The organism is Micromonospora sp. CNZ280, from assembly GCF_011759515.1.
Window position 1 is genome coordinate 2,447,610 of record NZ_JAAOYP010000001.1, and the last position, 22,494, is coordinate 2,470,103.

General features: G+C 72.0%; 28 protein-coding genes and 1 tRNA gene. 11 read left to right on the forward strand and 18 right to left on the reverse strand.

The annotated features are described in order from the left end of the window. Positions 1–110 precede the first annotated feature (110 nt). A complete protein-coding gene (locus FHX32_RS11620; RefSeq protein WP_167180930.1) occupies positions 111–971 on the forward strand; it encodes a regulatory iron-sulfur-containing complex subunit RicT in 861 nt (286 codons plus the stop codon). 17 nt (positions 972–988) lie between these two features. On the opposite strand, the gene FHX32_RS11625 is transcribed toward FHX32_RS11620, so the two are convergent. After that, on the reverse strand, positions 989–2,731 hold the full coding sequence (locus tag FHX32_RS11625) for a metallophosphoesterase family protein (RefSeq protein ID WP_486481007.1): 1,743 nt from the start codon (positions 2,729–2,731) through the stop codon (positions 989–991). A gap of 140 nt (positions 2,732–2,871) precedes the next feature. Between FHX32_RS11625 and FHX32_RS11630 the strand changes: the two genes are divergently transcribed. Then, positions 2,872–2,948 (forward strand) — tRNA-Thr (locus tag FHX32_RS11630). An 82-nt stretch (positions 2,949–3,030) separates the two neighbouring features. Here FHX32_RS11630 and FHX32_RS11635 read toward each other — a convergent pair. From FHX32_RS11635 to FHX32_RS11675, 10 genes are all read right to left on the reverse strand, one after another. Continuing rightward, positions 3,031–3,306, reverse strand: a complete 276-nt coding sequence (locus FHX32_RS11635) for a site-specific integrase (protein WP_167182597.1) — start codon at positions 3,304–3,306, stop codon at positions 3,031–3,033. 4 nt (positions 3,307–3,310) lie between these two features. Then, positions 3,311–3,478, reverse strand: a complete 168-nt coding sequence (locus tag FHX32_RS11640) for a hypothetical protein (RefSeq protein ID WP_167180931.1) — start codon at positions 3,476–3,478, stop codon at positions 3,311–3,313. After that, positions 3,468–3,998: an RNA polymerase sigma factor gene (locus FHX32_RS11645; protein WP_167180933.1), complete on the reverse strand. Its 531-nt coding sequence runs from the start codon at positions 3,996–3,998 to the stop codon at positions 3,468–3,470. The genes FHX32_RS11640 and FHX32_RS11645 overlap by 11 nt, the downstream gene beginning before the upstream one ends. Before the next feature lie 253 nt (positions 3,999–4,251). Next, positions 4,252–4,488, reverse strand: coding sequence for a hypothetical protein (locus tag FHX32_RS11650; RefSeq protein WP_167180935.1), 237 nt, complete (start codon positions 4,486–4,488; stop codon positions 4,252–4,254). A gap of 263 nt (positions 4,489–4,751) precedes the next feature. Then, on the reverse strand, positions 4,752–5,159 hold the full coding sequence (locus FHX32_RS11655; protein ID WP_167180937.1) for a hypothetical protein: 408 nt from the start codon (positions 5,157–5,159) through the stop codon (positions 4,752–4,754). Positions 5,160–5,253: 94 nt separating this feature from the next. Further along, a protein-coding gene (locus FHX32_RS11660; protein WP_486481008.1) for an IS3 family transposase occupies positions 5,254–6,665 on the reverse strand; the annotation gives its coding sequence in 2 pieces (ribosomal slippage) (positions 5,254–6,312 and positions 6,315–6,665; 1,410 coding nt in all). A gap of 186 nt (positions 6,666–6,851) precedes the next feature. Next, complete coding sequence (locus tag FHX32_RS11665; protein ID WP_167180939.1) at positions 6,852–7,439, reverse strand: alpha/beta hydrolase; 588 nt, start codon at positions 7,437–7,439, stop codon at positions 6,852–6,854. 305 nt (positions 7,440–7,744) lie between these two features. Then, positions 7,745–8,200: a DUF6069 family protein gene (locus tag FHX32_RS35000; RefSeq protein ID WP_486481009.1), complete on the reverse strand. Its 456-nt coding sequence runs from the start codon at positions 8,198–8,200 to the stop codon at positions 7,745–7,747. Beyond that, positions 8,197–8,493, reverse strand: coding sequence for a cupin domain-containing protein (locus FHX32_RS35005; RefSeq protein WP_486481010.1), 297 nt, complete (start codon positions 8,491–8,493; stop codon positions 8,197–8,199). The genes FHX32_RS35000 and FHX32_RS35005 overlap by 4 nt, the downstream gene beginning before the upstream one ends. A gap of 5 nt (positions 8,494–8,498) precedes the next feature. Continuing rightward, entirely contained in the window at positions 8,499–9,497 is a 999-nt protein-coding gene (locus FHX32_RS11675) for an RNA polymerase subunit sigma-70 (protein ID WP_167180941.1), read from the reverse strand. Positions 9,498–9,855: 358 nt separating this feature from the next. On the opposite strand from FHX32_RS11675, the gene FHX32_RS11680 reads away from it, so the two are divergent. Beyond that, entirely contained in the window at positions 9,856–10,245 is a 390-nt protein-coding gene (locus FHX32_RS11680; RefSeq protein ID WP_486481095.1) for a VOC family protein, read from the forward strand. A gap of 17 nt (positions 10,246–10,262) precedes the next feature. On the opposite strand, the gene FHX32_RS11685 is transcribed toward FHX32_RS11680, so the two are convergent. Next, positions 10,263–10,550 carry a dihydrofolate reductase family protein gene (locus tag FHX32_RS11685; RefSeq protein ID WP_486481096.1) on the reverse strand — a complete coding sequence of 96 codons (288 nt, stop codon included), beginning with the start codon at positions 10,548–10,550 and terminating at the stop codon, positions 10,263–10,265. A 38-nt stretch (positions 10,551–10,588) separates the two neighbouring features. Between FHX32_RS11685 and FHX32_RS11690 the strand changes: the two genes are divergently transcribed. After that, positions 10,589–10,909 (forward strand): winged helix-turn-helix transcriptional regulator, encoded by a 321-nt coding sequence (locus FHX32_RS11690; protein ID WP_208418048.1) that lies wholly within the window; start codon positions 10,589–10,591, stop codon positions 10,907–10,909. Between the two features lie 133 nt (positions 10,910–11,042). Here the strand turns inward: FHX32_RS11690 and FHX32_RS11695 are convergent, their stop codons facing one another. Beyond that, positions 11,043–11,381 (reverse strand): hypothetical protein, encoded by a 339-nt coding sequence (locus FHX32_RS11695; RefSeq protein WP_167180943.1) that lies wholly within the window; start codon positions 11,379–11,381, stop codon positions 11,043–11,045. Positions 11,382–11,524: 143 nt separating this feature from the next. Here FHX32_RS11695 and FHX32_RS11700 point away from each other — a divergent pair, with 143 nt between their 5' ends. The 3 genes from FHX32_RS11700 (at position 11,525) to FHX32_RS11710 (ending at position 13,770) form a co-directional block, all read left to right on the forward strand. After that, entirely contained in the window at positions 11,525–11,908 is a 384-nt protein-coding gene (locus FHX32_RS11700) for a VOC family protein (RefSeq protein WP_486481097.1), read from the forward strand. A 153-nt stretch (positions 11,909–12,061) separates the two neighbouring features. Then, positions 12,062–12,736 (forward strand): MOSC domain-containing protein, encoded by a 675-nt coding sequence (locus tag FHX32_RS11705; RefSeq protein WP_167180947.1) that lies wholly within the window; start codon positions 12,062–12,064, stop codon positions 12,734–12,736. Positions 12,737–13,161: 425 nt separating this feature from the next. Next, a complete protein-coding gene (locus FHX32_RS11710; RefSeq protein ID WP_167180949.1) occupies positions 13,162–13,770 on the forward strand; it encodes a hypothetical protein in 609 nt (202 codons plus the stop codon). A gap of 72 nt (positions 13,771–13,842) precedes the next feature. Here the strand turns inward: FHX32_RS11710 and FHX32_RS11715 are convergent, their stop codons facing one another. The 3 genes from FHX32_RS11715 to FHX32_RS11725 form a co-directional block, all read right to left on the reverse strand. Continuing rightward, positions 13,843–15,129, reverse strand: coding sequence for an MFS transporter (locus FHX32_RS11715; protein ID WP_167180951.1), 1,287 nt, complete (start codon positions 15,127–15,129; stop codon positions 13,843–13,845). Positions 15,130–15,235: 106 nt separating this feature from the next. Next, entirely contained in the window at positions 15,236–15,772 is a 537-nt protein-coding gene (locus FHX32_RS11720) for a winged helix-turn-helix domain-containing protein (protein WP_486481011.1), read from the reverse strand. 125 nt (positions 15,773–15,897) lie between these two features. Further along, positions 15,898–16,515, reverse strand: coding sequence for a pyridoxamine 5'-phosphate oxidase family protein (locus FHX32_RS11725; RefSeq protein WP_167180953.1), 618 nt, complete (start codon positions 16,513–16,515; stop codon positions 15,898–15,900). A 156-nt stretch (positions 16,516–16,671) separates the two neighbouring features. On the opposite strand from FHX32_RS11725, the gene FHX32_RS11730 reads away from it, so the two are divergent. From FHX32_RS11730 to FHX32_RS11740, 3 genes are all read left to right on the forward strand, one after another. Then, positions 16,672–17,175: a DUF2231 domain-containing protein gene (locus FHX32_RS11730; protein WP_167180955.1), complete on the forward strand. Its 504-nt coding sequence runs from the start codon at positions 16,672–16,674 to the stop codon at positions 17,173–17,175. A 156-nt stretch (positions 17,176–17,331) separates the two neighbouring features. Beyond that, entirely contained in the window at positions 17,332–17,868 is a 537-nt protein-coding gene (locus FHX32_RS11735) for an Hsp20/alpha crystallin family protein (RefSeq protein ID WP_167180957.1), read from the forward strand. Positions 17,869–17,877: 9 nt separating this feature from the next. After that, positions 17,878–18,999: a glycosyltransferase family 9 protein gene (locus FHX32_RS11740; protein WP_167180958.1), complete on the forward strand. Its 1,122-nt coding sequence runs from the start codon at positions 17,878–17,880 to the stop codon at positions 18,997–18,999. 18 nt (positions 19,000–19,017) lie between these two features. Here the strand turns inward: FHX32_RS11740 and FHX32_RS11745 are convergent, their stop codons facing one another. After that, positions 19,018–19,896, reverse strand: coding sequence for a glycosyltransferase family A protein (locus FHX32_RS11745; RefSeq protein ID WP_167180960.1), 879 nt, complete (start codon positions 19,894–19,896; stop codon positions 19,018–19,020). Continuing rightward, complete coding sequence (gene rfaE2 / locus FHX32_RS11750) at positions 19,893–21,710, reverse strand: D-glycero-beta-D-manno-heptose 1-phosphate adenylyltransferase (RefSeq protein WP_167180961.1); 1,818 nt, start codon at positions 21,708–21,710, stop codon at positions 19,893–19,895. Before rfaE2 ends, FHX32_RS11745 begins: the two co-directional genes overlap by 4 nt. Before the next feature lie 198 nt (positions 21,711–21,908). Here rfaE2 and FHX32_RS11755 point away from each other — a divergent pair, with 198 nt between their 5' ends. After that, positions 21,909–22,448, forward strand: a complete 540-nt coding sequence (locus FHX32_RS11755) for a type 1 glutamine amidotransferase domain-containing protein (RefSeq protein WP_167180962.1) — start codon at positions 21,909–21,911, stop codon at positions 22,446–22,448. Positions 22,449–22,494: the final 46 nt, after the last annotated feature.

The window sequence follows — 22,494 nt, forward strand, 5'->3', positions numbered from 1 at the left end:
AGACGGGCGGGCCATCGGTCAAGTCGACGAACATGAATGGATGCACGGTGTAGTCGGTCGGCGACTCCCGCGGCGGGCCGTGGTCGGGTGGCCGTCGTAGGGTGGGAGCCATGGGCATGCTCTGCGCGGTCAGCTTCCAGCGGTACGGGCGCCTCTACTACCTCGACCCGGGCGACCTGAATCCGCAGGTGGGCGACAAGGTGCTGGTTCCCACCGACGACGGCCCCGAGGTGGCCGAGTGCGTCTGGGCCGCCCAGTGGGTCACCGAGGACACCGCCGGCTTCCCGAGGCTGGCCGGGCTGGCCCAGGAAGAGGACCTGCGCCGCGACGAGGCGCTGCGCCGCCGCAAGGCCGAGGCGAAGGTCGCCGCCAAGCGGCTGATCCGGGAGCACGGGCTGCCGATGAAGGTGGTGGCCGTCGACCACGTGCTCGGCGGTGGCGAGGGCGGCGGCGAACGGAGCACCATCTACTTCACCGCCCCGCACCGGGTGGACTTCCGGTCGCTGGTCCGCGACCTCGGCGCGACTCTGCACTGCCGGGTCGAGCTGCGCCAGCTCTCCGCCCGCGACTCGGCTCGGGTGCAGGGCGGCATCGGCTCCTGCGGCCGGGACCTGTGCTGCGCCACCTTCCTCACCGACTTCGAGCCGGTCACCATCCGGATGGCCAAGGACCAGGACCTGCCGCTCAACCCGCTGCGCATCTCGGGGGCGTGCGGCCGGCTCATGTGCTGTTTGAAATACGAACATCCGCTGTACTCGCGGTTTCAGGAGTCCGCGCCGGCGCCCGGCGAGCGGGTCAGCACACCGGAGGGCAGCGGCCGGGTGGTCGGGCACAACGTGCCGAGAGACGCGGTGCTCGTGCGGCTCGACGCCGACGGCTCGCGCACCATGTGCTCCCGCGCCGACGTCTGCGGCTCCCGCCGCGCCTACGAAGGGCGTGACCAGTCGGGCCCGGAGAACGCCGCGCGCTGATCCCCGGGGACCGGGGGTCAGGGGAGGGTGATGGGGGGTTCGGCCAGGCGGGGGGTCAGGGGGGTCTTGGGGGTCAGCCAGGAGGCGGTAGCGGTGGGGTCGGGGTTGACCTGCCAGTCGCGGGCGACGCGGTCCACCGCGATCGGGTAGATGGTGAGGGTTCCGTCGGGGTCGATGCGGAGCCGGAGGAACGCCTTCGAGTCCTCGATGCCCTGGCCGGCGAAGAGTTCGTTGACGTTCACCCCGAACGCCCCCGCCACCAGCAGGTACGCGGCCACCAACTGGCTCGCCACCAGCCCGCTCACCGGGCCGTACAGCACCGCCGCGGCGACCACCGGCAGTGGCCACGGCCACTCCTGGAAGGGCAGCGCCAACCAGCCCCAGGTGCCGGCGGCGGCCAGCCCGACGTGCGCCAGCCCGTGGCCGACGCCGAGGATCCAGTGCCGGGCGTGCCGCTTGCCGCCGGAACTCGGCGGCTTCGCGAAGAAGGCCGCGCCGAGCAGGGTCACCAGCAGCATCAGCACCAGCGGCAGGCTGAACAGCCGCTGCTCGGTGCCGCTGCGGTTCTCCACCACCCCGACCATGGCCAGCATCAGCAGCGTGTGCAGGGTGCCGAGCAGCGTCGTGAAGCCGGGATTGCGCAACGGCAGCCGGGGGAAGATGCCCCAGGCGTAGCGCCGGGAGCGGGCCGCGTCCGGGTACCGGCCGGCCAGGTCGTACGGGCGGCTCGGGCTGGCGCGCCGGGCCAGGGTGTCCCGCGGCGGCACCTCGATCCGCTCCGGCAGCTTGTGCGTCGGGTAGAGGTACGCGCCGCCGCTGCCGCAGGTGATCAGTTGGCGGTCCGGGCCGGAGTACCGGGCGTAGTGGTGCAGGTCGCCGGAGATGAGCAGCCGCACCTGCGCCCCGGTCGGCGCCACGATGGTCCGGATGAAGTAGTCGATCGAGTCGTACGCGGTGGGGTGGTCGACGGCCTTGACCCAGGTCGGCGCCGGCACGGCCACGATCACCTTGCTCTGCGGGCCCAGCTTCTCGGCCACCGTGTCGAAGTAGGTCAGCTGCGGATCGTCCAGGTACGAGCCGGACTGGTCGTCGAGGCCGAGCAGCCACCAGTCGGCGGGCAGTTCGACGGCGAAGTACGAGCGGGACTGCCCGGTCGCCCAACCGCCGAAGTGCCGGTCCCGGGACCGGACGAAGAGCCGCAGGAAGGCGGTCAGGCCGTCGTACCAGTCGTGGTTGCCGGGCACCGCGAAGAGGGTCGGCCGCTCGGGCGGCGTGCCCGGCAGCGCGGCCTGGTAGGGGCCCTTGCAGCGGTCCTCGTACGCCTCGAAGGCGGCCGACGGGTAGACCTGGTCGCCGCCCATCACCAGGGTCTGCGCCCGGGGCAGCCGGTGCCCGTCCACCTCCAGCTCCGGCTGCGCGAGCAGGTACGCCACCGAGTAGGTGGCGTTGAAGCCGTCGCCCAGGTCGGCCACGTAGTCCAGCCAGAGCCCGCCGTCCGGCCCGACCTGCCGCTCGATCCGGCTCTCCAGCGAGTTCTGCAGCTCCCGCTTGTCCAGGTACGCCCCGAAGAGCATCGCCAGCAGCGTACGGATGCCGGTGCTGATCAGCAGGAACGGCGCGAGCCACGGCACCGGCTTGCGTGGGGTGAAGCCCAGCTCCAGCGGGTCGGTCGAGCATGGCCGGCGGGCGGGCCGCCCGCCCGCCGCCTCGCTGCCGTGCGGGCCGTCCGGGTCGGGCACCGGGGGGTGATCGTCGGTCACCCGCCGCAGCGTAGTCCCGCCCGACCGGCATCGCTGTCCGGCGAACGTACGGAACGTGCCCGATGTCCGGGTCGGCCGGGCCGGGTGGGGGCATCCCGTGCGGCCCGGGCGGGTCGGGTGCCGTACACTTGACGATCGTTGCCGCCTTAGCTCAGTCGGCTAGAGCGACGCACTCGTAATGCGTAGGTCGACGGTTCGATTCCGTCAGGCGGCTCCATAGAAAGGCCCAGGTCACCGGCTTGATCGCCGACCATGACCTGGGCCTTTTGCTTGCCGTTTTGAGGACGAGCAGCCGAACATCACTCACCCGACCACAGCGCCCCCTCCAGCCGCGACGCAACTTCCCGCGCAATCTCCGGAGCCAAGTGCGCGTAGATGTTGAGGGTGACGCTGATCTGCGAGTGGCCGAGGATCTCCATGACCACTCGGGCGGGTACGCCCTGGGCGAGGAGGACACTGGCCGCCGTGTGCCGTAAGTCGTGAAGACGAAGCTGCCGAAGGCCGGCCCGCCGGATGATCTCCCGGAACGACCGGTAGTCATTGCGCGGGTGAACGGGCGTGCCGACGGTTGTGATGTAGTTACTGGCTGCGCTTGGGCGCCTGCACGAGGTCGGGGTCGACGCCGGCCGCCCGGAGCAGCTCTCGCAGGCGCTGCTTGACGTCGACCGTGGCGTCCAGGGACTTCAGTATCGACACGGTCGCACGTTCCATGAGCTGGTCGAGCTCGTACTCCTTGTCACGGTCCATGGTTTGCCTCCTTCCTAGTCGAGTCGGGGTTCAGCATGCGGAGCAGCTTCTGACGGGCGTGCCGCAAATTCGACCGCACCGTGTCGCGGCGCTGCCCGGTGATTTCGGCGATCTCGGCGTGTCCGTAGCCGTCGTAATGCAGCGCGAACGCGACGCGCTGGGCTTTCGGCAGCGCCTGCAACATGCGCACGGCCTCCTCGATGTCTTCATTGGCATCGAAGGTCGCCGCCAGGGCATCCTCTGCAACACGCTTGCCCGTGTTGACGTCTCGCTCTGTCACCTTCCAGCTCCGGCGCAGGGCGCGGAGAGCGACCGTTCGGACAAAGGCCTTCGGAGACCGGACGGTCGGCCAGCTCGTGAGCGTCACCTGCATCGCTTCCTGAGCGAAGTCCTGAGCCTCGTCGCGTGAAGCGCCGGAACGGATCAGCAGCCCGACCAGGGGGTTGAAGTCGCCCTCGTAGAAGGTGACGAACTCTGCCAGCTGCTCGCGGGTGAGCTCGATCTTGGTCTGTGACGGCATGTTGTGTCCCTCCATTCTCTCCGAAGAAGACGGAGTCGTAGGTGTTTTTCTTTGCGCATGGCGGTTCCTTTCCTCCAAGGGGTGGTTGGCTCGGACCTTCCGAGCCCGTCGCCTGCGCCCAGGTAGGCGCACATCAGGTCGTCGTACGAGACGACGGCCAATGTTCGGCTGCCTGGCTTCGTGAGTTAGGTGCTGGTCGTGGTCTCATCGTGCAACGGGTTCGGCAAAGCATCTGGGCGCATCGCCCTGAGCGTCAACTACCTCGGCGCGCCAGGTACACGCTCACCAGGACGACCGCCAACGCGGCAGCGATCGCAGTGACCTCCAGCGAGTTCGACAACGCGTACGCTGACGGCACCCCGACAAGGGCCCCGTTCATCATCACAAGGAGCTTGTCGGGATCGTGGCGGCGCTCGGGCTGCCGGTCGGCCGGCTTGTCCTGCTCGCTCGCGACGAGCTGTTTCCTGTAGCCACTCACCGTCTCGGACACTCTCATCCTCCAGCCTGCCACCCACCTGGGAGGCTCATGAAGGGAGTGCGCGGAGAGGACATCGCGTGCAAGTGCTCTGCAAGATCCGATAGAGACGCGGAACGATCGAACGCATGCTGATATTGAGTAAGCCATCTCGCCTGTTAGACGAGGGGGTCCGATGCGAGGCTCTGTGCCCGTCCTCAGCTGCTTGCCGCAGGGCTGTTGACAGGCAACGGCGACAGCAACGAGCCCAGACGAGGGTAGCGCTCTTGGGAACCGGATCAGAAGGTCGATCTCTTAACCCAGGGGCGTGCCTGCCATGTCGAGGGCTGGGGTAGTCCCGCCCCGTCCCGCCATGCGCCTGGCTCGCGTGGCCCCGCCGCGAGCCACCGAGTGATCTCCTGGACGCCGGCGGCGAAGGACCGAACCAGCGCCGGGCCGCTGCCCACCACCCATCCCCGCTGTTCGACGGTGTGCATGTTGTGATCGTCCAGGCACCAACAGGGTGCCTCGACCGCCGCGGCCACTTCGAGCAACGACGGCGTATCGAAGGCGACCAGAAGCGAGAGCTCCAGCCAGTCCTCCCCGGTGTTGGCCAGGGATAGCATCGCCGACAAACACCAGCAACTGGGCGCCGGCAGCCCCTGGATCTGAAGATCAGCAAATCGATCGGTGCGGGAGAGCAGCACGACAGTATGGTTCCCGACCACCCAGTCCCCATCGAGTCTCAAGAGCGAGAACTCGTTGGCTCGGAACGTGTCAAGGGATTGAGGCCAGCGGGAGTTAAGCGGCTTGTGGGAGGGGCTTCGTTTCCTGGTCGGGCTTGTTGATCCAGACCTGTTCGGGCAGGTCGAGGATCTTCGGTAGTAGCCGGGTGGTGCTGAACCGTTCCGGGTGCGCGGCGCGGGCTGCGGCCAGGGTGTCCTCCCGGTGGGCGCGGACCGTGTGGTGCCGGCCGTGGTGGATGTCGGCGGGGGTGTGCAGACCGATGCCGGAGTGCCGGTGGGCATGGTTGTACCAGGTCACGAAGTTGGTCATGAACGTTCGGGCGTCCGCGAGGGACGCGAACCGGTCGGGGAACACCGGCGCGTACTTCAACGTCTTGAACCAGGCCTCGCTGTACGGGTTGTCGTTGGACACCTTCGGCCGGGAGTGTGAGCGGGTAACGGCCAGGTCCTCGAGCAGGTCAGCGACGGATTTCGAGGTCATCGAGGTGCCCCGGTCGGCGTGGACCACGTGCGGGACGCCGTGGGTGTCGAACACCTGGCGGATCATGGCCTCGGCCAAGGGCCCGGACTCGCGGGCGTGCACCCGCACCCCGACGATGTACCGGGAGTAGATGTCGATCATCACGTAGGCGTCGTAGTAGACGCTCTTCGCAGGGCCGGGCAGTTTCGTGATGTCCCAGCTGTAGACCTGCCTCGGGGCGTCAGCGACCAGCTCGGGACGCCGGCGGGCCGGGTGCCGGGCCAGCCTGCGCCGCTCGCGGACCTGCCGGTGCTCGCGCAGGATCCGGTACATCGTGGCGATCGAGCCCACGTACACACCCTGGTCCAGCAACGCCGCGTAGATCTGCGCCGGCGCGGCGTCGACGAACTCGGGACTGTCCAGCAGCTGCAGGACCTGCTCCCGTTCGGCCGGGCTGAGCGCGTTCACCGGCGGACGCCGCGCCGGGCGTGACGGTGTCGGCCGACGTCGGTCACGATCGGCGCTGGACCGGGCGATCCCGGTCAGCCGCTTCGCGTCCCGCGTGGTGGTCCCCGCACCGGTCAACGCGTGGTAGGTGTCCATCAGCGCCTGCCGAGCCCGAACACGTCCGGATCGTCCGGCTCGCTCCTGGAGATCTCCTCCAAGAGCTCGCGCGCTTTTCCCATGATCGTCAGCGCCGTCTCGGTCCGCGCCAGCTTCGCCTGCGTACGCTCCAGCTCCCGCCGCAACCGGGCGATCTCGGCCTGCTCGGCGCTGGGCCGCCCGACCGTCTCCCCAGCCGGCTTGCCCTGCAACAGCCCGGCATCGCGGGCCCGGCGCCACTCACTCATCAACGACGAGTACAAGCCCTCCCGCCGCAGAAACGCCCCGCCCTCACCCGCCGCGACAGCCTGCTCATACCGGGTCAACAGGTCCAGCTTCTGCCCCGGGCTGAACGACCGGCGCGCCCGCGGCCCGTCCGACCGCGGACCCTTCTTGCGACTCATGACCCCATCCTGGGCCACCGTCATATCAACAGCAGTACTCAACGCATCTCGATCCTGAACTCGCCCTGCCAGACGGACTTGCTATGAACCGTTGGCCTCAACTCACCCTGGCAGACAGGGGCTGACAGTGAGGGATGCCGAGGGGCCTTTCCCCAGGCCAGGTGCCACTTGGCCAGGTGGACGACCTCACTGTAGGGATCCGCTTCCAGGTGCCAGCAGCGATGCGGGACCAGGTGACTTGCTCGGCCAGCCAATAGCGTCGAGGAACTCCTCCACGACGACCACGACCTGACTGAGCACCGCGATCGACTCGGTCAGCGGGCCGGGTACGTACATCCCGTGATCCGCGCCTTCCACCTCCAGCACATGGGGCGACAGCCGGCGGGCCATGTCACCGTCCCAGATCTCATCGGCAGTGCCACCCACGAGCAGGAACGGCGCGGTTGCGCGGGCCAACGCATCAGCCACCCACGGCAGGGTGAGCAAGGGCGTGAGCCACACGGCGGGCAAGGATCTTTCGGCGGCGATCGCTGCCGCGTTCGTGCCGAGCGACTTGCCGATCAGCAGTGGGCGACCGCCAACGGTGTCGATCAGCGGAACGATCTCACCGCCAACCCAGCTCTCGATCTCTGGCTGATCAGGCTTCGGAAACTCCTTGGTCCACGAGTGCCGATGTACTGTTGCGCCCCGCTGCTCCGCCACATCGCCGGCATACATCAGCAGCGGAATGCCTGGTCCGAACCAGATGCCGGGAATGACGACAGCGTCAGCCATGCGGGCGACCTTACTCGGGACAGGTTTCGCGTGCAGTCCGCGGGCGACAGGGGGCACTGCCCCAGTGGGCGACGGCGTGGCAGCATCCCCCAGGTGTAGGTGTCAGGGCTCGGCTGCGAGCGCGGCCTGGCGCGGCTTGAGCCTGACGTCGACCCAGAGGGTCAGATCCCGGCTCAAGCCGTCGCGCAGGAGCCGAATCCACGCGGGAGGCGCGACGGCGGGGTCGGCCAGGGCGAACGCGACCGGCGGCCACGTTCGGGCGCTCGTGCACGCCCTTGCACCGCACGTTGTTCGTTGCGGGATCGTCAATCGGTCCGGGTGCGGAGGCTCCGTGCCAGGGTGGGGATCATCACCGCCGCGGGGACGAGGTGGAGCCCGATCAGCGCGGTGGTGGTGGCGGTGTTCGCCCCGGAGAGCAGGGGTGGGACCAACGAGATCGCGGTCAGCGACACTGCCGTCCACACGAACCGCTCGGCGGGGCGGGCGCTCCACCGCAGGAGAGCGACGGCGATGACGATGCCCACGACCGAGAAGAAGCCGGTCACGACGGTGAACCCGGGCAACGGGACCGTCTCGCCACCATCGGGGATCTCGAAGTCGACGCCGACGGCCTGGGCGAGCGCAGCGGCGAGGGTGGTGGCCACCATCGCGGCGAGCGTGGCGACGAGGCCGGTGCCGACGACCCCGCGGAATCGGCGGGTGTGGCTGGTCCGGCCCGGTGCCGGACCTGCGACGACCCCCTTGCCACTCATGCTGTTCATGTCGTTTCTCCATCATTCGGTAACTGACGTACAGGGGGCGTTGACTGGCCGGTGAGGGTGCTTGCCCTGGGCGTGACGATGCGTACCGTCGCCGTGCGACAGCCGGGGTTGCGCAGGGCGCGGGCACCGGTGCCGCGCAGCCAGAAGGCGGCGTCGCGTCCGAGGACCGGGCCGGGCTCGCCGTCGCGCAGCTCCAGCTGCACCCGCCCACGGGTGACGACGGCGAACACGTCGTGCCACTCCGCCGCGGCCACCGCGACACGCTCGCCACCGCGCAGCGTGAGCGTCCGCACCGGGGCTACTCCGTGCCGTCCGCCGGCAGGCGCTCCGGCAGCCCGAGGCGCGGGAACTGGTCGTTGTGGAAGATGGTGATCTCGGTGATCGCGCCGCCGGTGATGCGCAGGACGTCGATCGTCAGCGGCAGGTACGCGCCCGCCCGCTCCCGCCAGTGGTAGAAGGCGACGGCGGGCTGCCGGTTGACGGCGGTGGGGACGGCGCGCAGACCCGTCATGCCCTCGAAGCCGTCCTCGATCCAGCTGTTCAGGACCGTGTCGCGGCCGACGTGAAGGCCCGGCGTGGGCGGCATCGAGCACCGGACGTCGTCCCGCAGCATCGCGGTGATCGCCGGGATGTCCGTGGCCACGCTCGCCTCGGTGAAGCGGCGTACCAGTTCGCGGGTCCCGGCGTCCTCCTCGCCGCCGGTCCAGTCCTGTCGCTCGGCGGGCAGGTGCTCCCGCATGCCGGCGCGGGCTCGCTGCAGCGCGCTGTTCACGGAGTTGACGGAGTCCCCGAGGAGTTCCGCGACGTCCTTCGCCGGCCAGCCGAGAACGTCCCGCAGGATCAGCACGGCCCGCGGGCGCGGCGCGAGGTGCTGGACGGCGACCAGGTACGCCAGCTCGATCGTCTCCCGCGCGACGGCGACGGTCTCCGGCTCGTCCGCGTTGCCCGCGGGCAGCTCGTCGAGCAGCCGGTCCGGGTAGGGCTGCAGCCACCGCACCTCGCCGCCGGTCGCGGGCTGCGGGCGGCACTTGGCGAGCAGGTCCAGGCAGGCGTTGGTGGCGATCCGGTACAGCCAGGCCCGGAACGTCGACCGCCCCGCGAAGGTCTCCCGCCGCCGCCAGGCACGGAGGAACGTCTCCTGCACGGCATCCTCGGCGTCCTCGAACGACCCGAGCATCCGGTAGCAGTGCACGTGCAGCTCGCGCCGGTGCCGCTCCGCCAGCCCCGAGAACGCCGGCTCGTCGACCTCGCCCAGCCTGCTCACGCCCAGCTCCTTCAGCCGCGTGTCCGCACTCATCACGTCATCCTTCCGTCTCGTCGTGTCCCTTCGTAGGTGTGACGGCTGCGGGCGCGACAACTCATCACCAAGGCCTGCCGGCATGGCTCAGGACTTGGCGGTGAGGCCGGCGCGGGGGCGGCTGGGGTGGTCGGCGCAGCCACGGCGACTCACGCCATTGGTTCGGTCGATGAGAGGTCGTCCACAACGGACGCAGCGCTTGAGTCGTCGCCATCCGTGGGCGGCGACCAGCACGGCCAAGGCGGTGGCGGCAGCGGCGTGTGGGTTCTGCCCCGCCGCCACCATCCGCCATTGGCCGTCTCGTCCGATCAACTGTGGGGCCAACTGGCCAAGCCGGTGACCTGACGGAAAGCGAGCCCTGGTCGATGGAGCCGTCACGCGGCAGCATGGTCCGCATGACCATCAAGCGCACGATGCCCGACCTTGCGACCGAGGACATCGCGAAGGCCACCGCCTCTACGTCGACGTACTTGGCTTCGAGGTCGTCATGGACATGGGCTGGATCGTCACCCTGAGCGATCGCGCCCACCCGGAAGCCCAGCTGAGTCTCATGACCCACGACGCCACCGCGCCGGTCGTCCCCGACGTGTCCGTGGAGGTCGATGACGTCGACGCCGCGCATCAGGCAGCCCGGAGTGCCGGCGCTGAGATCGTGCACCCGCTCACCGACGAACCCTGGGGAGTCCGACGCTTCTTCATGCGTGATCCCAACGGCAGGGTCATCAACGTCCTCACCCACATCAGCTGATTCGCACAGATCAGTGGTCATCGTCTCCAGAGCAGGAGGTGGGTGACTCCGCTGGGGCTCGGCACCGACTCGAGGTGGAAGCGGTCGAGCAACTCGGTGTGGCTGTCCCACAGCCGTTCGCCGCGGCCGAGGTCGACGGGCGCGACGGCGATGTGCATGGTGTCGACCAGATCGGCCTCGATGAACTCGCGGATCGTGGCGAGTCCACCACCGAGGCGCACGTCCCGGCCGGCGGCGGCTTCCTTGGCGCGGGCCAGCGCCTCGGCCGGGCTGACGTTGAGGAAGTGGAATGTGGTGTCGGACAGGGTGAACGAACATCCTCGCCAGCCGCCTGTCGAAGCTCGTGGACGCGGGCCTGCTCAGTCGGCACGACGACCCGAGCCACCGACAGAAGATCGACTATCGGCTCACCGAGGCGGCGATCGAACTCGTCCCGGTCATGGCGCAGCTCGGTGCCTGGGGTTCTCGATGGCTCCCCACGACACCCGAGCTGTCGATCCGCGCCCAACTTCTCGCCGACGGCGGTCCGGACATGTGGCAGAGGTTCATGGACGAACTCCGCGCCATTCACCTCGAAGGCCGTCCACAACCCGCCGACGGCGTCCTCGCCGAGCTCACCCTGGCCTACGAGCGCGCTGCGGCTGCCGCTGACCTGCCTCAGTAGCGCCGGCCCAGATGGTCCGGGACCGTCTCGTCCCGGCGACCGGCAACGGCCAGGTGGTCACCGAGCAGGCCCGCACGCAGGTTCATCCAGACAGGCGCCGTCGCTCCCGCGTTTTGCGGCACATCGCCGCCGGTTACCGGCCTCCGGGGCAGTCGAGGGTCAGCACGTCGTCGGCCGCCTTGAGCATGCAGTCGTCCGCCACCCGGCCGTCGGGCAGTCGCACCTCGACCCGGTCCGATCCTTCGTCGGGCACGAACCAGTGCTGCACGACCTCGACCCCGTACGCGTCCTCGACGGCCGCGATGGTCCGCTCCTCGATCCGTCGGGTCTGCGCCTCCCACGCCGCCGTGAGTTCGTCGTGGCGCGCGCTCAGCGCGGTCCTCCTGGTCGGCGACGCCGTGACGCTACCGTGTGGGTCGCCGAGGACCGGCACGAGCTGCGGGCTGCCGCCGTGCTGCTCCGGCGTCAACACCGGCGACGGCGTACCGCCCGAGCGCCCTGAGCGGCACTCGTCGTCCTGCTGCTGGTGCCCGCATCGTCCCGGCCGTGGTTCCATGACCTGCCGGTGAACGAGTAGCCGCCAGTTCGTCGACGAGGAGGCGTCCGGTCGTGTCGATGTTTCGAACCCCTCAGGTCATCCTGTTCAGCGAGGACGTCCCGCGCGCCGCGGAGTTCTACTCGCGTCTCGGGTTCACCGAGACCTTCCGGGTGCCGACCGAGGGCGAGCCGATCCACGTCGACCTGGTGCTCGACGGCTACAAGATCGGTATCGCCTCGGTCGCGTCCACCCGGGACGACCACGGCTTGGACCCGGTGCCGGAGGGTCAGCGGGCCGCGGTGATCCTGTGGACCGACGACACCGCCGCCGCGTACGCGGAACTGACCGCCGGCGGCGCTCCGGCCCTGGCCGCCCCGCACAGATGGCTCGACCGGCTCCTGATCGCCTGGACCGCCGATCCGGACGGCAACCCCATCCAGCTCGTCCAACACCTTCGCTAGCCGGCGCCCGGCCCGCCAGCGCCCGGCGCGCCGACGCCAGTGGGCCATCCGGCCCGGCTCCGCGCCGGGTGCGCCGATGTCCGGCGCGCGCTCGCGGCCACCGGCTTGGCTACGATCGACGACGGCACGTCCAGCACGATCGATGGGGGCCGGATGCGGGTCGATCAACTGTGGCGGTATCCGGTGAAGTCGGTGGGCGGCGAGCCCCTCACCACCGCCACCATCGGCGGGTACGGGATCGACGGCGACCGGGTGGTCGCCGTGCGCGACGAGCGGGACGAGGTCACCTGGGCCGGCGCGATCCCGGAGCTCATGCGGGTGCGGGCCGTCGCGGTGGGCGGGGACGTGGCCGAGCTGGTCCTGCCGGACGGCGAGCGGTTCCGCTCCGACGCGCCCGACGCCGACGCCCGGCTCAGCGCCGCGGTCAACGCCAAGGTCACCCTGGCCGGGCACCGACCGGACAAGCCGGACGCCGCGCTGCACGTCCTGACCACCACCACGCTGCGCAGCCTCGCCCGGGCGTTGCCGGAGAGCGCGATCGACGCCACCAGGTTCCGGCCCAACCTGGTGCTGGACGGCGTGCCGGGAACCGGTCGCCCCGAGCACGACTGGCTCGGTCGCCGGATGGCGATCGGCGCGCTGCGGCTGCGTTTCACCGAGGGCTGCGACCGGTGCGTGATGATCACCAAGGAGACCCCGAGCGTCCCGCACGACCCCGCGGTGCTGCGCTGGGTCGCCCGCGAACTCGGCAACACCCTCGGCGTGTACGCCGCCGTCGAGTCACCCGGTCAGGTTCGCGTCGGCGACGAGGCCCGCTGGCTCGACTGAAGGTGGGGACGGTCCGCACCGGGTCGCGCCCGGCAGTCGAGCACGGACGGCGGCCCGACCGGGACCAGCCGCCTGTGCGGCGGCGGGTCAGCAGTCGTAGCTGTGCTCCCGCAGCAACTGTCGCACCTTGTCGGGACCGGGGCTGTTGCCTCCCCAGCCGTCGACGTCGGAGTCGCTGACCTCCTCGATGTTGCAGTGGTCGCCGCGGGATGGGCCGACCGAGTGCCCCCGACCGCGGCGCCATCAAGGTAGAAGGCCCGGCAACCGGTGCGGTCACCAGCACCGCCGAGGGGACGGTGGCGATGCGCCTGCTCGGGTAGCCGCTGCCGCTCGAGGTCAGCGCCATCGTTCCTGCTGAGCGGCCTGGGTCGTGACCGGCCGTGGCCCTATCCTTCCCGCATGCCGACGATCGTCTCCGCGTCCCGATGACCGCCGCGCGACGCCGCCGGCGGGCCGCCGCAGCAGCCACGGGTCTGCTCCTGCTGCCCGCCCTGGTCGGCTGTTTCGACCAGCGGCGGCAGGGCGGCGAGTCGTCCGTCAGCCCCGCCGGATCCAGGTCGCCGTCGGGTGCGCCGACCGTCGCGCTCGTCGCGACCGCGACCCCGACGCCTCCGTCCACATCGGCCAGCCCCACCCGGGTGGTGATCCACCCGCCACCGGTTATCCGGGCTCTCACCGCGTCTCCGGACCGGGTGGATCCGCTCGGCTGCCCACCGCCCGACCCGCCGGAGCGGCCCGAGGTGATCGTGCGGGTGGACGCGCCGGGCCTGGATGTGGCCACCAGTGTCGTCACTCTCAGCTACTGGGTCAGCGGCTCGGAATACCGCGGCGAGGTGCGGATGAGGTACGACCGGGCCCGCAAGGCGTTCGTCCACCGGTTGCCACCGGTGACCGGGGCGGCGTTCGGGCCCGGGGCGCACGGCATCACCCTGTATGCCCAGGCCGCACATCCGGCCGTCCAACCGGGCACGGCGCCGCCGCCGACGAGGGGCTGGATCGCCCTCAAGGGTCGGTGTTTCTCGGTGCGGAACTGACGTCCGGAGCCGTCGGGGCCCGGGACGCCGCCGGTGGTGGGTCGTTGCCGAGCCGGGTGGCGGCGGCAGGGCTCAGGTCGCCTGCTCGGGCAGGTCGCGCAGCCGGCGGACGGGGGAGAAGAGCACCCAGAGCACCCCGGTCAGCGCGCCGGCGGTGGCGATCCAGAGCGCCTCGCGTACCCCGAGGGCGGTGCCGAGCGCGCCGCCGATGAGCGCGCCGATCGGCCGGATGCCGTAGTTGACGGTCCGCCGGGCCCCGGTCACCCGGGCCAGCAGCGCGTCCGGGGTGAGCGCTGTCTGCACGGAGCCGGAGACGATGTCGAGCAGCATCACCCCGACGGCGCAGAGGAACTCCGCGGCGAAGAGCATGCCGAGCACCAGCGGCGTGGGGCCGCCGGCGAGCGGGACGAGCAGCAGTGGAGCGGGAAAGAGCACGAAGCTGGCCACCAGCGTCGGCCCGATGCCGAAGCGCCGGGTCAGTCGCCCGGTGACCGCCGCCCCGCACAGCCCGCCGACCGCGCCGGCGCCGAGCACCAGGCCGAGCATGCCCGGTGCCAGGCCCAGCTCCTGGGTGGCGTAGAGCACGAAGAGCGCCACGAACATGAAGTTGAACAGGTTCACCGTGGTGGTGCCGAGCAGGATCGCGCGCATCATCGGCACCCGGGCGAGGAACCCCAGCCCGGCGCCGATTCCCAGGCCGCCGCCGCGCGCCGGCGGCGGCTCCGTCGGCCGGATCCGCGCCAGGAAGTACGCGGACACGACGTACGACAGCGCGTCGGCGAGCAGGGCGATCGGCGCGGTGAGCACCTGCACCAGCACACCGCCGATGCTCGGTCCGGCGACCAGGGACATCGCCCGGCTGCCGTTGATCAGCGTGTTCGCGTCGACGTAGTCGCGCCGCTGCACCAGCGACACGAAAAGCGGGCCGCGGGCCACCTCGAAGAGCACGGCGAGCGTGCCGACGCCGAAGGCGACGAGGTAGAGCTGCGGCAGGGCGAGCAGGTCGAGCAGGTACGCCGCCGGCACGGTGGCGAGCAGCAGCGCCCGGCCGAGGTCGGTGAGGATCATGACCCGCCGCTTGTGCGGGTACCGGTCGACCCAGGCGCCGGCGAGCAGCGAGAAGAGCAGGTTCGGGGCGAGCAGGGCGGCGGTGAGGTAGCCCATCTCGGCGGGCCCGGCGCCGGTGCCGAGCACGGCCAGCAGCGGCAGCGCCAGGGTGGAGATCTCGTCCCCGAAGTACGACACGGTCTGCGCCGACCAGTAGCGGCGGAACGCCCGCTCGCGCAGCAGCCGAGGCAGTCGACCGCGCCGGGCCGGACCGGCGGGCGGGGCGGCGGCCGGGGCGGCGGTGCCGCTCATCGGCGGTCGCCGCCGTCGTCGCCCCGGTCCGGGGCGTCGGTGGTGGCGGCCGGCGCTGGCTCCGGCTCGACGGCGGGGGCCGGCTCGGGCAGCAGGGCGAGGTGGATCAGGCTGACCTTGCGGCTGCCGGCGGGCCGCCTGGTCGGGTCGGGATCCGGTCCTCGTACTCGGCGAGCAGGTCGTCGATCCGGCGGGTCAGCTCGCCCAGCTCGTCGGGGGTGAGGTGCAGCGTGATGTCGCTGAACCCGGTCACCGCCCGCCAGGGCGCCGGCTCGTCCGGCCGCCGGGCGAGGAACTCCTCGGCGCGCCGGATGTACTGGGCCAGCTGAGTGGCCGTCAGTTCGTCGGTGGCGGCGCGCAGCACCGGGTCGTCGGAGGTGTCGTCCCAGGAGGTGACCATCGCGGTGGCCCGCCAGGGGCGCTCCCGGGCGTTGGCGCCGGGGACCCGCTCGGCGAGCCCGTACTTGGCCAGCTGGCGCAGGTGGAACGAGCAACTCGGCACGCTCTCGCCGAGCCGGGCGGCGGCCTGGGTGGCGGTCATCGGGCCGTGCTGGCGGAGCAGGCCGACGAGGCTCATCCGCAGCGGGTGCGCGTACCCCCGCAGGGCGGTCGGGTCGGTGAGCTTCACCCGGGACAGCGACATACCCTAAAGCTATCTTTATAAAGATGTCTTTAGCAAGTGCGGACGCGGCACCGCGGAGAGGCGAAGCGACGGAGAGCGGGGACGCCGGCCGCACCTGTGACGGCGCGGCCGGCGTGTCGCCCGGGTCAGGCGTAGATGGTCTTGATGTAGTCCGGGCCGTAGTGGCGTTCCAGGTCGGCGAGGTCCGCTGCCGGGTACTCCACCTCCTTGACCAGCCGGGCCCGGGACGGCAGCGCGTCCGGCTGCCAGGTCTCCGGCCGCCACAGCTCGGAGCGGAGGAACGCCTTCGCGCAGTGGTAGAAGATCTGCTCGATCTCCACCACCACGGCGAGCACCGGCCGGTGACCCTTGACCACCATGTCGTCGAACCAGGGCGCGTCCCGCACCAGCCGAGCCCGGCCGTTGATCCGCAGCGTGTCGGTCCGACCGGGGATCAGGAAGATCAGCCCGACGTGCGGGTTCTCCAGGATGTTGCGGTAGCCGTCCGCCCGCCGGTTGCCCGGCCGCTCCGGAATGGCGAGGGTCCGGTCGTCCAGCACCAGGGTGGACCCGGGCGGGTCGCCCTTCGGCGAGACGTCGCAACTGCCGTCCGCGCCGGCCGTGGCGACCAGGCAGAACGGCGAGAGTGCCAGCCACTGCCGGTCGCGCTCGTGCAGGCTGGTCCGCTCCTTGCCCTCGGCCCGCGCGGTCGGCCTGCCGAGCAGCTCGCGCAGCTCCTCCGCCGAGGTGATGTCCACCGTCACGTCGTCCTCCCCCGTCCGTTGAGCCCTCAAGGCGGCGCCCTTCCGCGGATGCGCCCTCGGCTACAGCCTAGGCAGCGCGGCTCGGCGCGAGGTTTGCCCCGCGGTGTCGGGGGTACCGCCTCACCACACCCGCCGGCGGACAGTGGAGGCCCGGAGATGGAGAGCCGACTCAAGGTGCTGGGCCACCCCGTGCACCCGATGCTGGTGATGTTCCCGGTCGCCCTGCTGGTCACCGCCGTTCTCTTCGACGTGATCGACACCGTCGGCGGCCCGGACTTCCTCGGCGAGGTGGCGTACTGGAACATCGCTGTCGGCCTGATCGGCGGCCTGCTCGCCGCGGCGGCCGGCGCGGTCGACCTGCTGGCCATCCCGAGCGGCACCCGGGCCAAGCGGGTCGCGCTCACCCACGCCGCCGCCAACGTCGCGGTGATCCTGCTCTTCGCCGCGATCTGGGTGGTCCGGCTCAACGCCGACTCCCGGGCCGCCGGCGGCGCGCTGATCGCGATCGAGGTGGTCGCCGTGGCGATCCTCGGCATCAGCGCCTGGCTCGGTGGCGAACTGGTCGACCGGCTCGGCGTCGGCGTGGACCGGGACGCCGACCTGAACGCGCCCAGCTCGTTGCGGTCCCCGGCGTCCACCCGGGTCGGCGAGGCGCGATGAGCGGGCGCGGCGGACGGATCAGCAGGCACGGCGCGGCCGGGGGCGGGGCCGTGGGCGACCGTGGGGAGGCGTCGGCGTGAGCGAGCGTGAGCGAGCGAATCATCGGTGCAGCGTGGTGGTGCCTCATGGCAGCACGGAGCGAAGCGGAGTGCTGGCATGAGTGAACAGGGCGGCGGGTTCGGCCGCGGCTGGCGGGGACGGCAGCAGGGCTGGGACCCGATGGGCGAGCTGCAGTCGCTCCGTACCGAGCTGCGGCGACTGGTCGGCGGTCGGTCCGGCCCGCCGGAGGTCGAGCTGGCCGGGACCGACGACGGCTGGGAGGTCGTCGTTCGGCTGCCCGGGGTGGCGCCGGAGGAGGTGGCCGTGGAGCTCGACGACCGGGAACTCTGCGTCCGCGCCCGCACCGAGGCCGAGGTGAACGCCGACCACGGCATCCCCGGCGGCTTCGAGACCCGGGGCTTCGAGTACCGCGTCGACCTGCCCTCCCGAGTGGACCCGGACGCCATCGACGCGGTGATGGACCACGGCCTGCTGCGGGTGCGGCTGCCCCGGGCCGCCCGGCCCGCGCCGCGCACCATCACCGTCGGCCGCACCGGCTTCCGCGCCGACAGCGGGGGTACGCCGATCGATCCGGCCGCGGACCGGGAGCTGCACCGCCCGGACACCGCCGCCGGCGGGCTCGACCGGCCGTAACGGGGCCGCGTGGTCACCCCGGCCCTGCTCGGCCCGCCCGCCGAGCCCGTGCCCGACGTCGAGCGGATCGCCGTGCTGCGGGCCAACGCGCTCGGCGACTTCCTCTTCCTACTGCCGGCGTTGGACGCGCTGCGGTCCGCGTACCCGGACGCGGAGATCGTGCTGCTCGGCGCGCCGTGGCACGCGAAGCTCTGGCGCGACCGGCCCGGCCCGGTGGACCGGGTGCTGGTGGTGCCCCCGGCCCCCGGGATCCGCGATCCGGAGCCGGGCGAGCCGGAGTCCGGGATGGACGACTTCCTGGCCGCGGCCCGCAAGGAACGCTTCGACCTGGCGTTGCAGGTGCACGGCGGCGGCGCCAACTCCAACCCGCTGGTCAGCCAGCTCGGCGCCCGGGTCACCGCCGGCCTGCGGACCGAGGGGGCGGCACCGCTGGACCGGTGGATCCGGTACGTCTACTACCAGCACGAGGTGATCCGCTACCTGGAGGTGGCGGCGCTGGTCGGCGCTCCGGCCACCACGATCGTGCCCACGCTGGCCGTCACCGACGCGGACCGGGCCGAGGCGGCCCAGGTGCTCGGCCCGCCGGAGCGGCCCCGGGTGGCGCTGCACCCGGGTGCCACCGACACCCGCCGGCGCTGGCCGGCCGAGCGGTTCGCCGAGGTCGCCCGGGAACTGGTCGGCGACGGGTACGAGGTACTGGTCACCGGCACCGCCGCCGAGCAGGACGTGGTGGACCGGGTGGTGGCGGCGGCCGGGGTGCCGCTGCGGCCGCAGGTGGGCACGCTCAGCCTGAGCGGGCTGGCCGGCTGCTACGCCGGCTGCGAGCTGGTCGTGTCGAACGACACCGGGCCGGTGCACCTGGCCGCCGCGGTGGGCACCGCGACGGTCGGCATCTTCTGGGTCGGCAACCTGATCAACGTGGCGAACCCGCTGCGCGGCCGGCACCGCCCGATCAGCTCCTGGACGGTGCACTGCCCGGTCTGCGGGGTGGACTGCACGCCCGGCATCTACCCGCACCGGCCCGGCGACGGCGAGTGCCCGCACCGGGACTCGTTCGTCACCGACGTGCCGACCGTCGAGGTGCTGGAGGCCGCCCGCGAGCTGCTGCGCCCGGAACCCGGCGCGCCCTGACCCGCCGGTGCGCCGCGGTCAGGCCGGCTGGGCGGCGTCGGTCTCGGCGAGGACGACCTCCCACGCCTCCACGTCCCGCTCGGTGACCGTGGTGGGCGACTCCAGGTGGTACGCCCCGCTGGGCAGGATGCCCGCGCCGCCGTGCCGGGCCAGCACGGCGAGCTGTGCCGCGACGTCCTCGCCCTGGTGCTTCTCCTGCACCCGCCGCCAGAAGTCGAAGCCGCCGGAGTCGACCAGCTTCGCCCGGTCGTAGAGCACGCACCCGCCGATCCACGACACCTTGTACGCCCGCCACGCCCCCGGCGGCAGGTCCAGCTTGCCGGTGACGTGCAGCAGGTTCGCCGCCGGATGGATCTGCGCCCGGTCCCACTCCGGCGTGCCGGGGCGGATCCGCTCCGGCGTGGGCGGGCCGATCCACTCCTCGTAGTGCCGGTGCGTCTCCGGCCGCACGTCGTCGAGGTAGGAGAGGCCGTGCACCGCGTTGCCGACGAAGCCGCAGCCCAGCTCGCCGATCGCGGCGACCAGCCGGTGCAGGGTGCCCGGCTCCAGCCAGACGTCGTCGTCGAGGCAGAGCACGTACCGGGCGGCGGAGGCGGACAGCAGGTAGGCCCGGTGCTCGGCCAGCCCGCGCCGGGGCAGCCGGCGGGTCAGCAGCACCGGGTGCCCCCGGTGCCGCAGCACCCGGACCATGGTGGCCGCCGCCGGATGGATGAAGGCGGGATCGTCGTCGGACTGGTCGCTGACCACCACCCCGAACCCCGGCACGCCCTCCTGGGCGGCCAGCCCGGAGAGGGTGACCGCCAGTTCGGCCGGCCGGTTGCGGGTCGGGATCAGCACGTCGAGCAGCCGGTTGGCGCGGAACCCGTCGGCCGAGCCCGGGTCGAGCGGGCGGTTCACGACCGCTTGCTCGTCAGCGACGGGTCGGTCTCGCGGTCCTGGCCGTGCGCCCGGATCCGGTCGATGATCGCCGAGGTGGACCGGTCCGGCACGTAGCCGAGGGTGCGGACCTGGCCGCCGAGCCGCCGGACCAGTGGGGCCTCCGGCACCATCTCCGGCGGGTAGTCGCCGCCCTTGACGTACACGTCGGGGCGCACCGACTCGATCAGCGAGCCTGGCGAGTCCTCCTCGAAGACCACCACGTGGTCCACGCAGGACAGCGCGGCGAGCAGCGCGATCCGGTCCTCCACCGGGTTCACCGGCCGGTCCGCGCCCTTGAGCCGGCGTACGCTGCCGTCGGAGTTGACCGCCACCACCAGCAGGTCGCCGAGCGCCCGGGCTTGTTCCAGGTAGCGCACGTGGCCGCGGTGCAGCACGTCGAAGCAGCCGTTGGTGAACACGATGGAACGGCCGGCGGCGCGGTGCTCGGCGGTGATGGTGGCCAGTTCGTCGGCGCCGACCAGTGCCGGGTGCCCGGTGTCGGCCGGCACGTCGAGCGCGCCGAGCAGGTCCTCCCGGCGGCACACGCAGGTGCCGGTGTCCGAGACGGTGATGGTGGCGGCGAGCTGGGCCAGCTGAGCGGCGGTCGACAGCGGCGCGTCGGCGGCCAGGGCGAGCGTCATCGCGGCCAGGTACGCGTCCCCCGCGCCCACCGCGTGGCTGGCCGGCACCGGGGTGCTGTGGCTGCGCCGGGGTTCGCCGTCGGCCCCGCCGACCACCGCCCCCTCGGTGTCCAGGGTCACCGCCACCACGTCCGCGCCGGTGTGCGCGCGCAGCTCGGCCAGCCGCGACTCGGCCAGCACCGCGCGGTCGACCCCCTCGCCGGCCGTGGCGTTCACGGTCACCCCGGTGCCGGTCACGCTGAGCCCGTCCCCGGTCATCGCCACCCGGCCCTCGCCGGGCGTCGGCTCCCCGGTCGGCCCCACTCCGGCGGCCAGGCCGACCGCGTCGTCCGGGCGGTCCGGCACCGGGCTGTCGGGCAGGCCGGCGCCGCCGGGAGCGGCGCCGACGGTCAGCTCGGAGGGACCCTCCGCCGGATCCCCGGCCGGGTGGTCCAGGTGCAGTTCGGTGCCCCGGCTACGGGCACCGGCGGCCCGGGCGAGCAGCCGGGTGGCCTCGGCGAAGCTCGGCGTCACCACGGTCGGCGCGAGGCCCCGCCAGTCGGCGAGGTCGTGCGCGTCCAGCGCCACGGTGGCGTACCGGTCCCGGTTGGCGACCAGCCAGGCACGTACCGGCGCCGGCAGCGCGCCCAGCGCGTAATCGCAGACCACCAGGGTCGGCGCGGCGCCGCCGGCGGCCGCGCGCAGCTCCTCGGTGGCGCAGTCCAGCGCGGTGAGCAGCCGGGCCACCCCGTCGTCGGTGAGCGGGTCGTCCGGGTCGCCGGAGTCCTCCCGCAGCAGGATCTGGTTGCCGGCCAGCATCCGCCGCTTGACCGGCGTCGGCCGGCCCGGCTGGTTGACCGTACGGTCCCAGACGCCGGCCCGGTCGAGACAGTCGTGCAGTTCGTCGCCGGCCACGTCGGCGCCGATCGGGGCGACCAGCACGGCCCGGCCCCCCAGCGCGGCGATGTTCACCGCGGTGTTCGCGGCCCCGCCGGCGGCGGAGATCCGCCGGCGCAGGGTGAGGACCGGGGCGGGCGCCTCCCGGCAGAGCCGGTCGGACTCGGCGAACCGCCACTCGTCGAGCATGGCGTCGCCGATCACCAGGACGGGGCGACCCGCCCAGCTCTCCACGACGGTGGCGAGCCGGCGCTGTTCCGCTGCTGCTCCTGCCATGCCCTTCGGGGTCCCCCCGGTCCAGCGGGTCAAACCTGCGGGGTGTCCCGGGCCGGGCGCCGCCCCGGCGCGGCTCGGCCGATCGACGGCCGTGAGCGGCGCGGGTGACCGCGAACTCACCGCCGACCGGCGTCGACGGTTTCGGGCACCAGGCTGCGGGAAGGGGTTTCGGGTACCCCGGTAAGGAGAAGCACCCAGATGGCAGCGACGACACTTCAGGGCAAGCGGATCGCCTTCCTGGCCGCCGACGGCGTGGAGGAGGTCGAGTACGTCCAGCCGCGCGAGGCGGTCGAGCGGGCCGGCGCGACGGTCGAACTGGTCTCGCTGAAGCCCGGCTCGATCCAGGCCTTCAACCATCTCGACCAGTCGAAGACGTACGACGTCGACGTGGCCGCGGCCGACGTGGACGCCGGCGGGTACGACGGGCTGGTGCTGCCCGGCGGTGTGGCGAACCCGGACTTCCTGCGTACCGATCCGGACGCGGTGCGGTTCGTGAAGGCGTTCTTCGAGGCGGGCAAGCCGGTCGCGGTGATCTGCCACGGGCCGTGGACGCTGATCGAGGCGGACGTGGTGCGCGGCCGCCGGATCACTTCCTGGCCCAGCCTCCGCACCGACCTCACCAACGCCGGCGCCACCTGGCTCGACGAGCCCGTCGTGACCGACGGCAACCTCACCAGCAGCCGCAAACCCGCCGACCTTCCTACCTTCTGCACCACCCTCCTCACCCAGTTCGCCTGACCCCCATCCGGGGAAGTGGGCGGTGTGGGGCATGTTCTGCGGGGGG

Bases quoted from the DNA above. Each gene is read 5' to 3' on its own strand.
- FHX32_RS11620 (WP_167180930.1), top strand. From the start codon at position 111: ATGGGCATGCTCTGCGCGGTCAGCTTCCAGCGGTACGGGCGCCTCTAC.
- FHX32_RS11640 (WP_167180931.1), bottom strand. From the start codon at position 3,478: ATGGACCGTGACAAGGAGTACGAGCTCGACCAGCTCATGGAACGTGCG.
- FHX32_RS11645 (WP_167180933.1), bottom strand. From the start codon at position 3,998: ATGCCGTCACAGACCAAGATCGAGCTCACCCGCGAGCAGCTGGCAGAG.
- FHX32_RS11665 (WP_167180939.1), bottom strand. From the start codon at position 7,439: ATGGCTGACGCTGTCGTCATTCCCGGCATCTGGTTCGGACCAGGCATT.
- FHX32_RS35000 (WP_486481009.1), bottom strand. From the start codon at position 8,200: ATGAACAGCATGAGTGGCAAGGGGGTCGTCGCAGGTCCGGCACCGGGC.
- FHX32_RS11675 (WP_167180941.1), bottom strand. From the start codon at position 9,497: ATGAGTGCGGACACGCGGCTGAAGGAGCTGGGCGTGAGCAGGCTGGGC.
- FHX32_RS11700 (WP_486481097.1), top strand. From the start codon at position 11,525: ATGTTTCGAACCCCTCAGGTCATCCTGTTCAGCGAGGACGTCCCGCGC.
- FHX32_RS11705 (WP_167180947.1), top strand. From the start codon at position 12,062: ATGCGGGTCGATCAACTGTGGCGGTATCCGGTGAAGTCGGTGGGCGGC.
- FHX32_RS11710 (WP_167180949.1), top strand. From the start codon at position 13,162: ATGACCGCCGCGCGACGCCGCCGGCGGGCCGCCGCAGCAGCCACGGGT.
- FHX32_RS11715 (WP_167180951.1), bottom strand. From the start codon at position 15,129: ATGAGCGGCACCGCCGCCCCGGCCGCCGCCCCGCCCGCCGGTCCGGCC.
- FHX32_RS11720 (WP_486481011.1), bottom strand. From the start codon at position 15,772: ATGTCGCTGTCCCGGGTGAAGCTCACCGACCCGACCGCCCTGCGGGGG.
- FHX32_RS11730 (WP_167180955.1), top strand. From the start codon at position 16,672: ATGGAGAGCCGACTCAAGGTGCTGGGCCACCCCGTGCACCCGATGCTG.
- FHX32_RS11735 (WP_167180957.1), top strand. From the start codon at position 17,332: ATGAGTGAACAGGGCGGCGGGTTCGGCCGCGGCTGGCGGGGACGGCAG.
- rfaE2 (WP_167180961.1), bottom strand. From the start codon at position 21,710: ATGGCAGGAGCAGCAGCGGAACAGCGCCGGCTCGCCACCGTCGTGGAG.
- FHX32_RS11755 (WP_167180962.1), top strand. From the start codon at position 21,909: ATGGCAGCGACGACACTTCAGGGCAAGCGGATCGCCTTCCTGGCCGCC.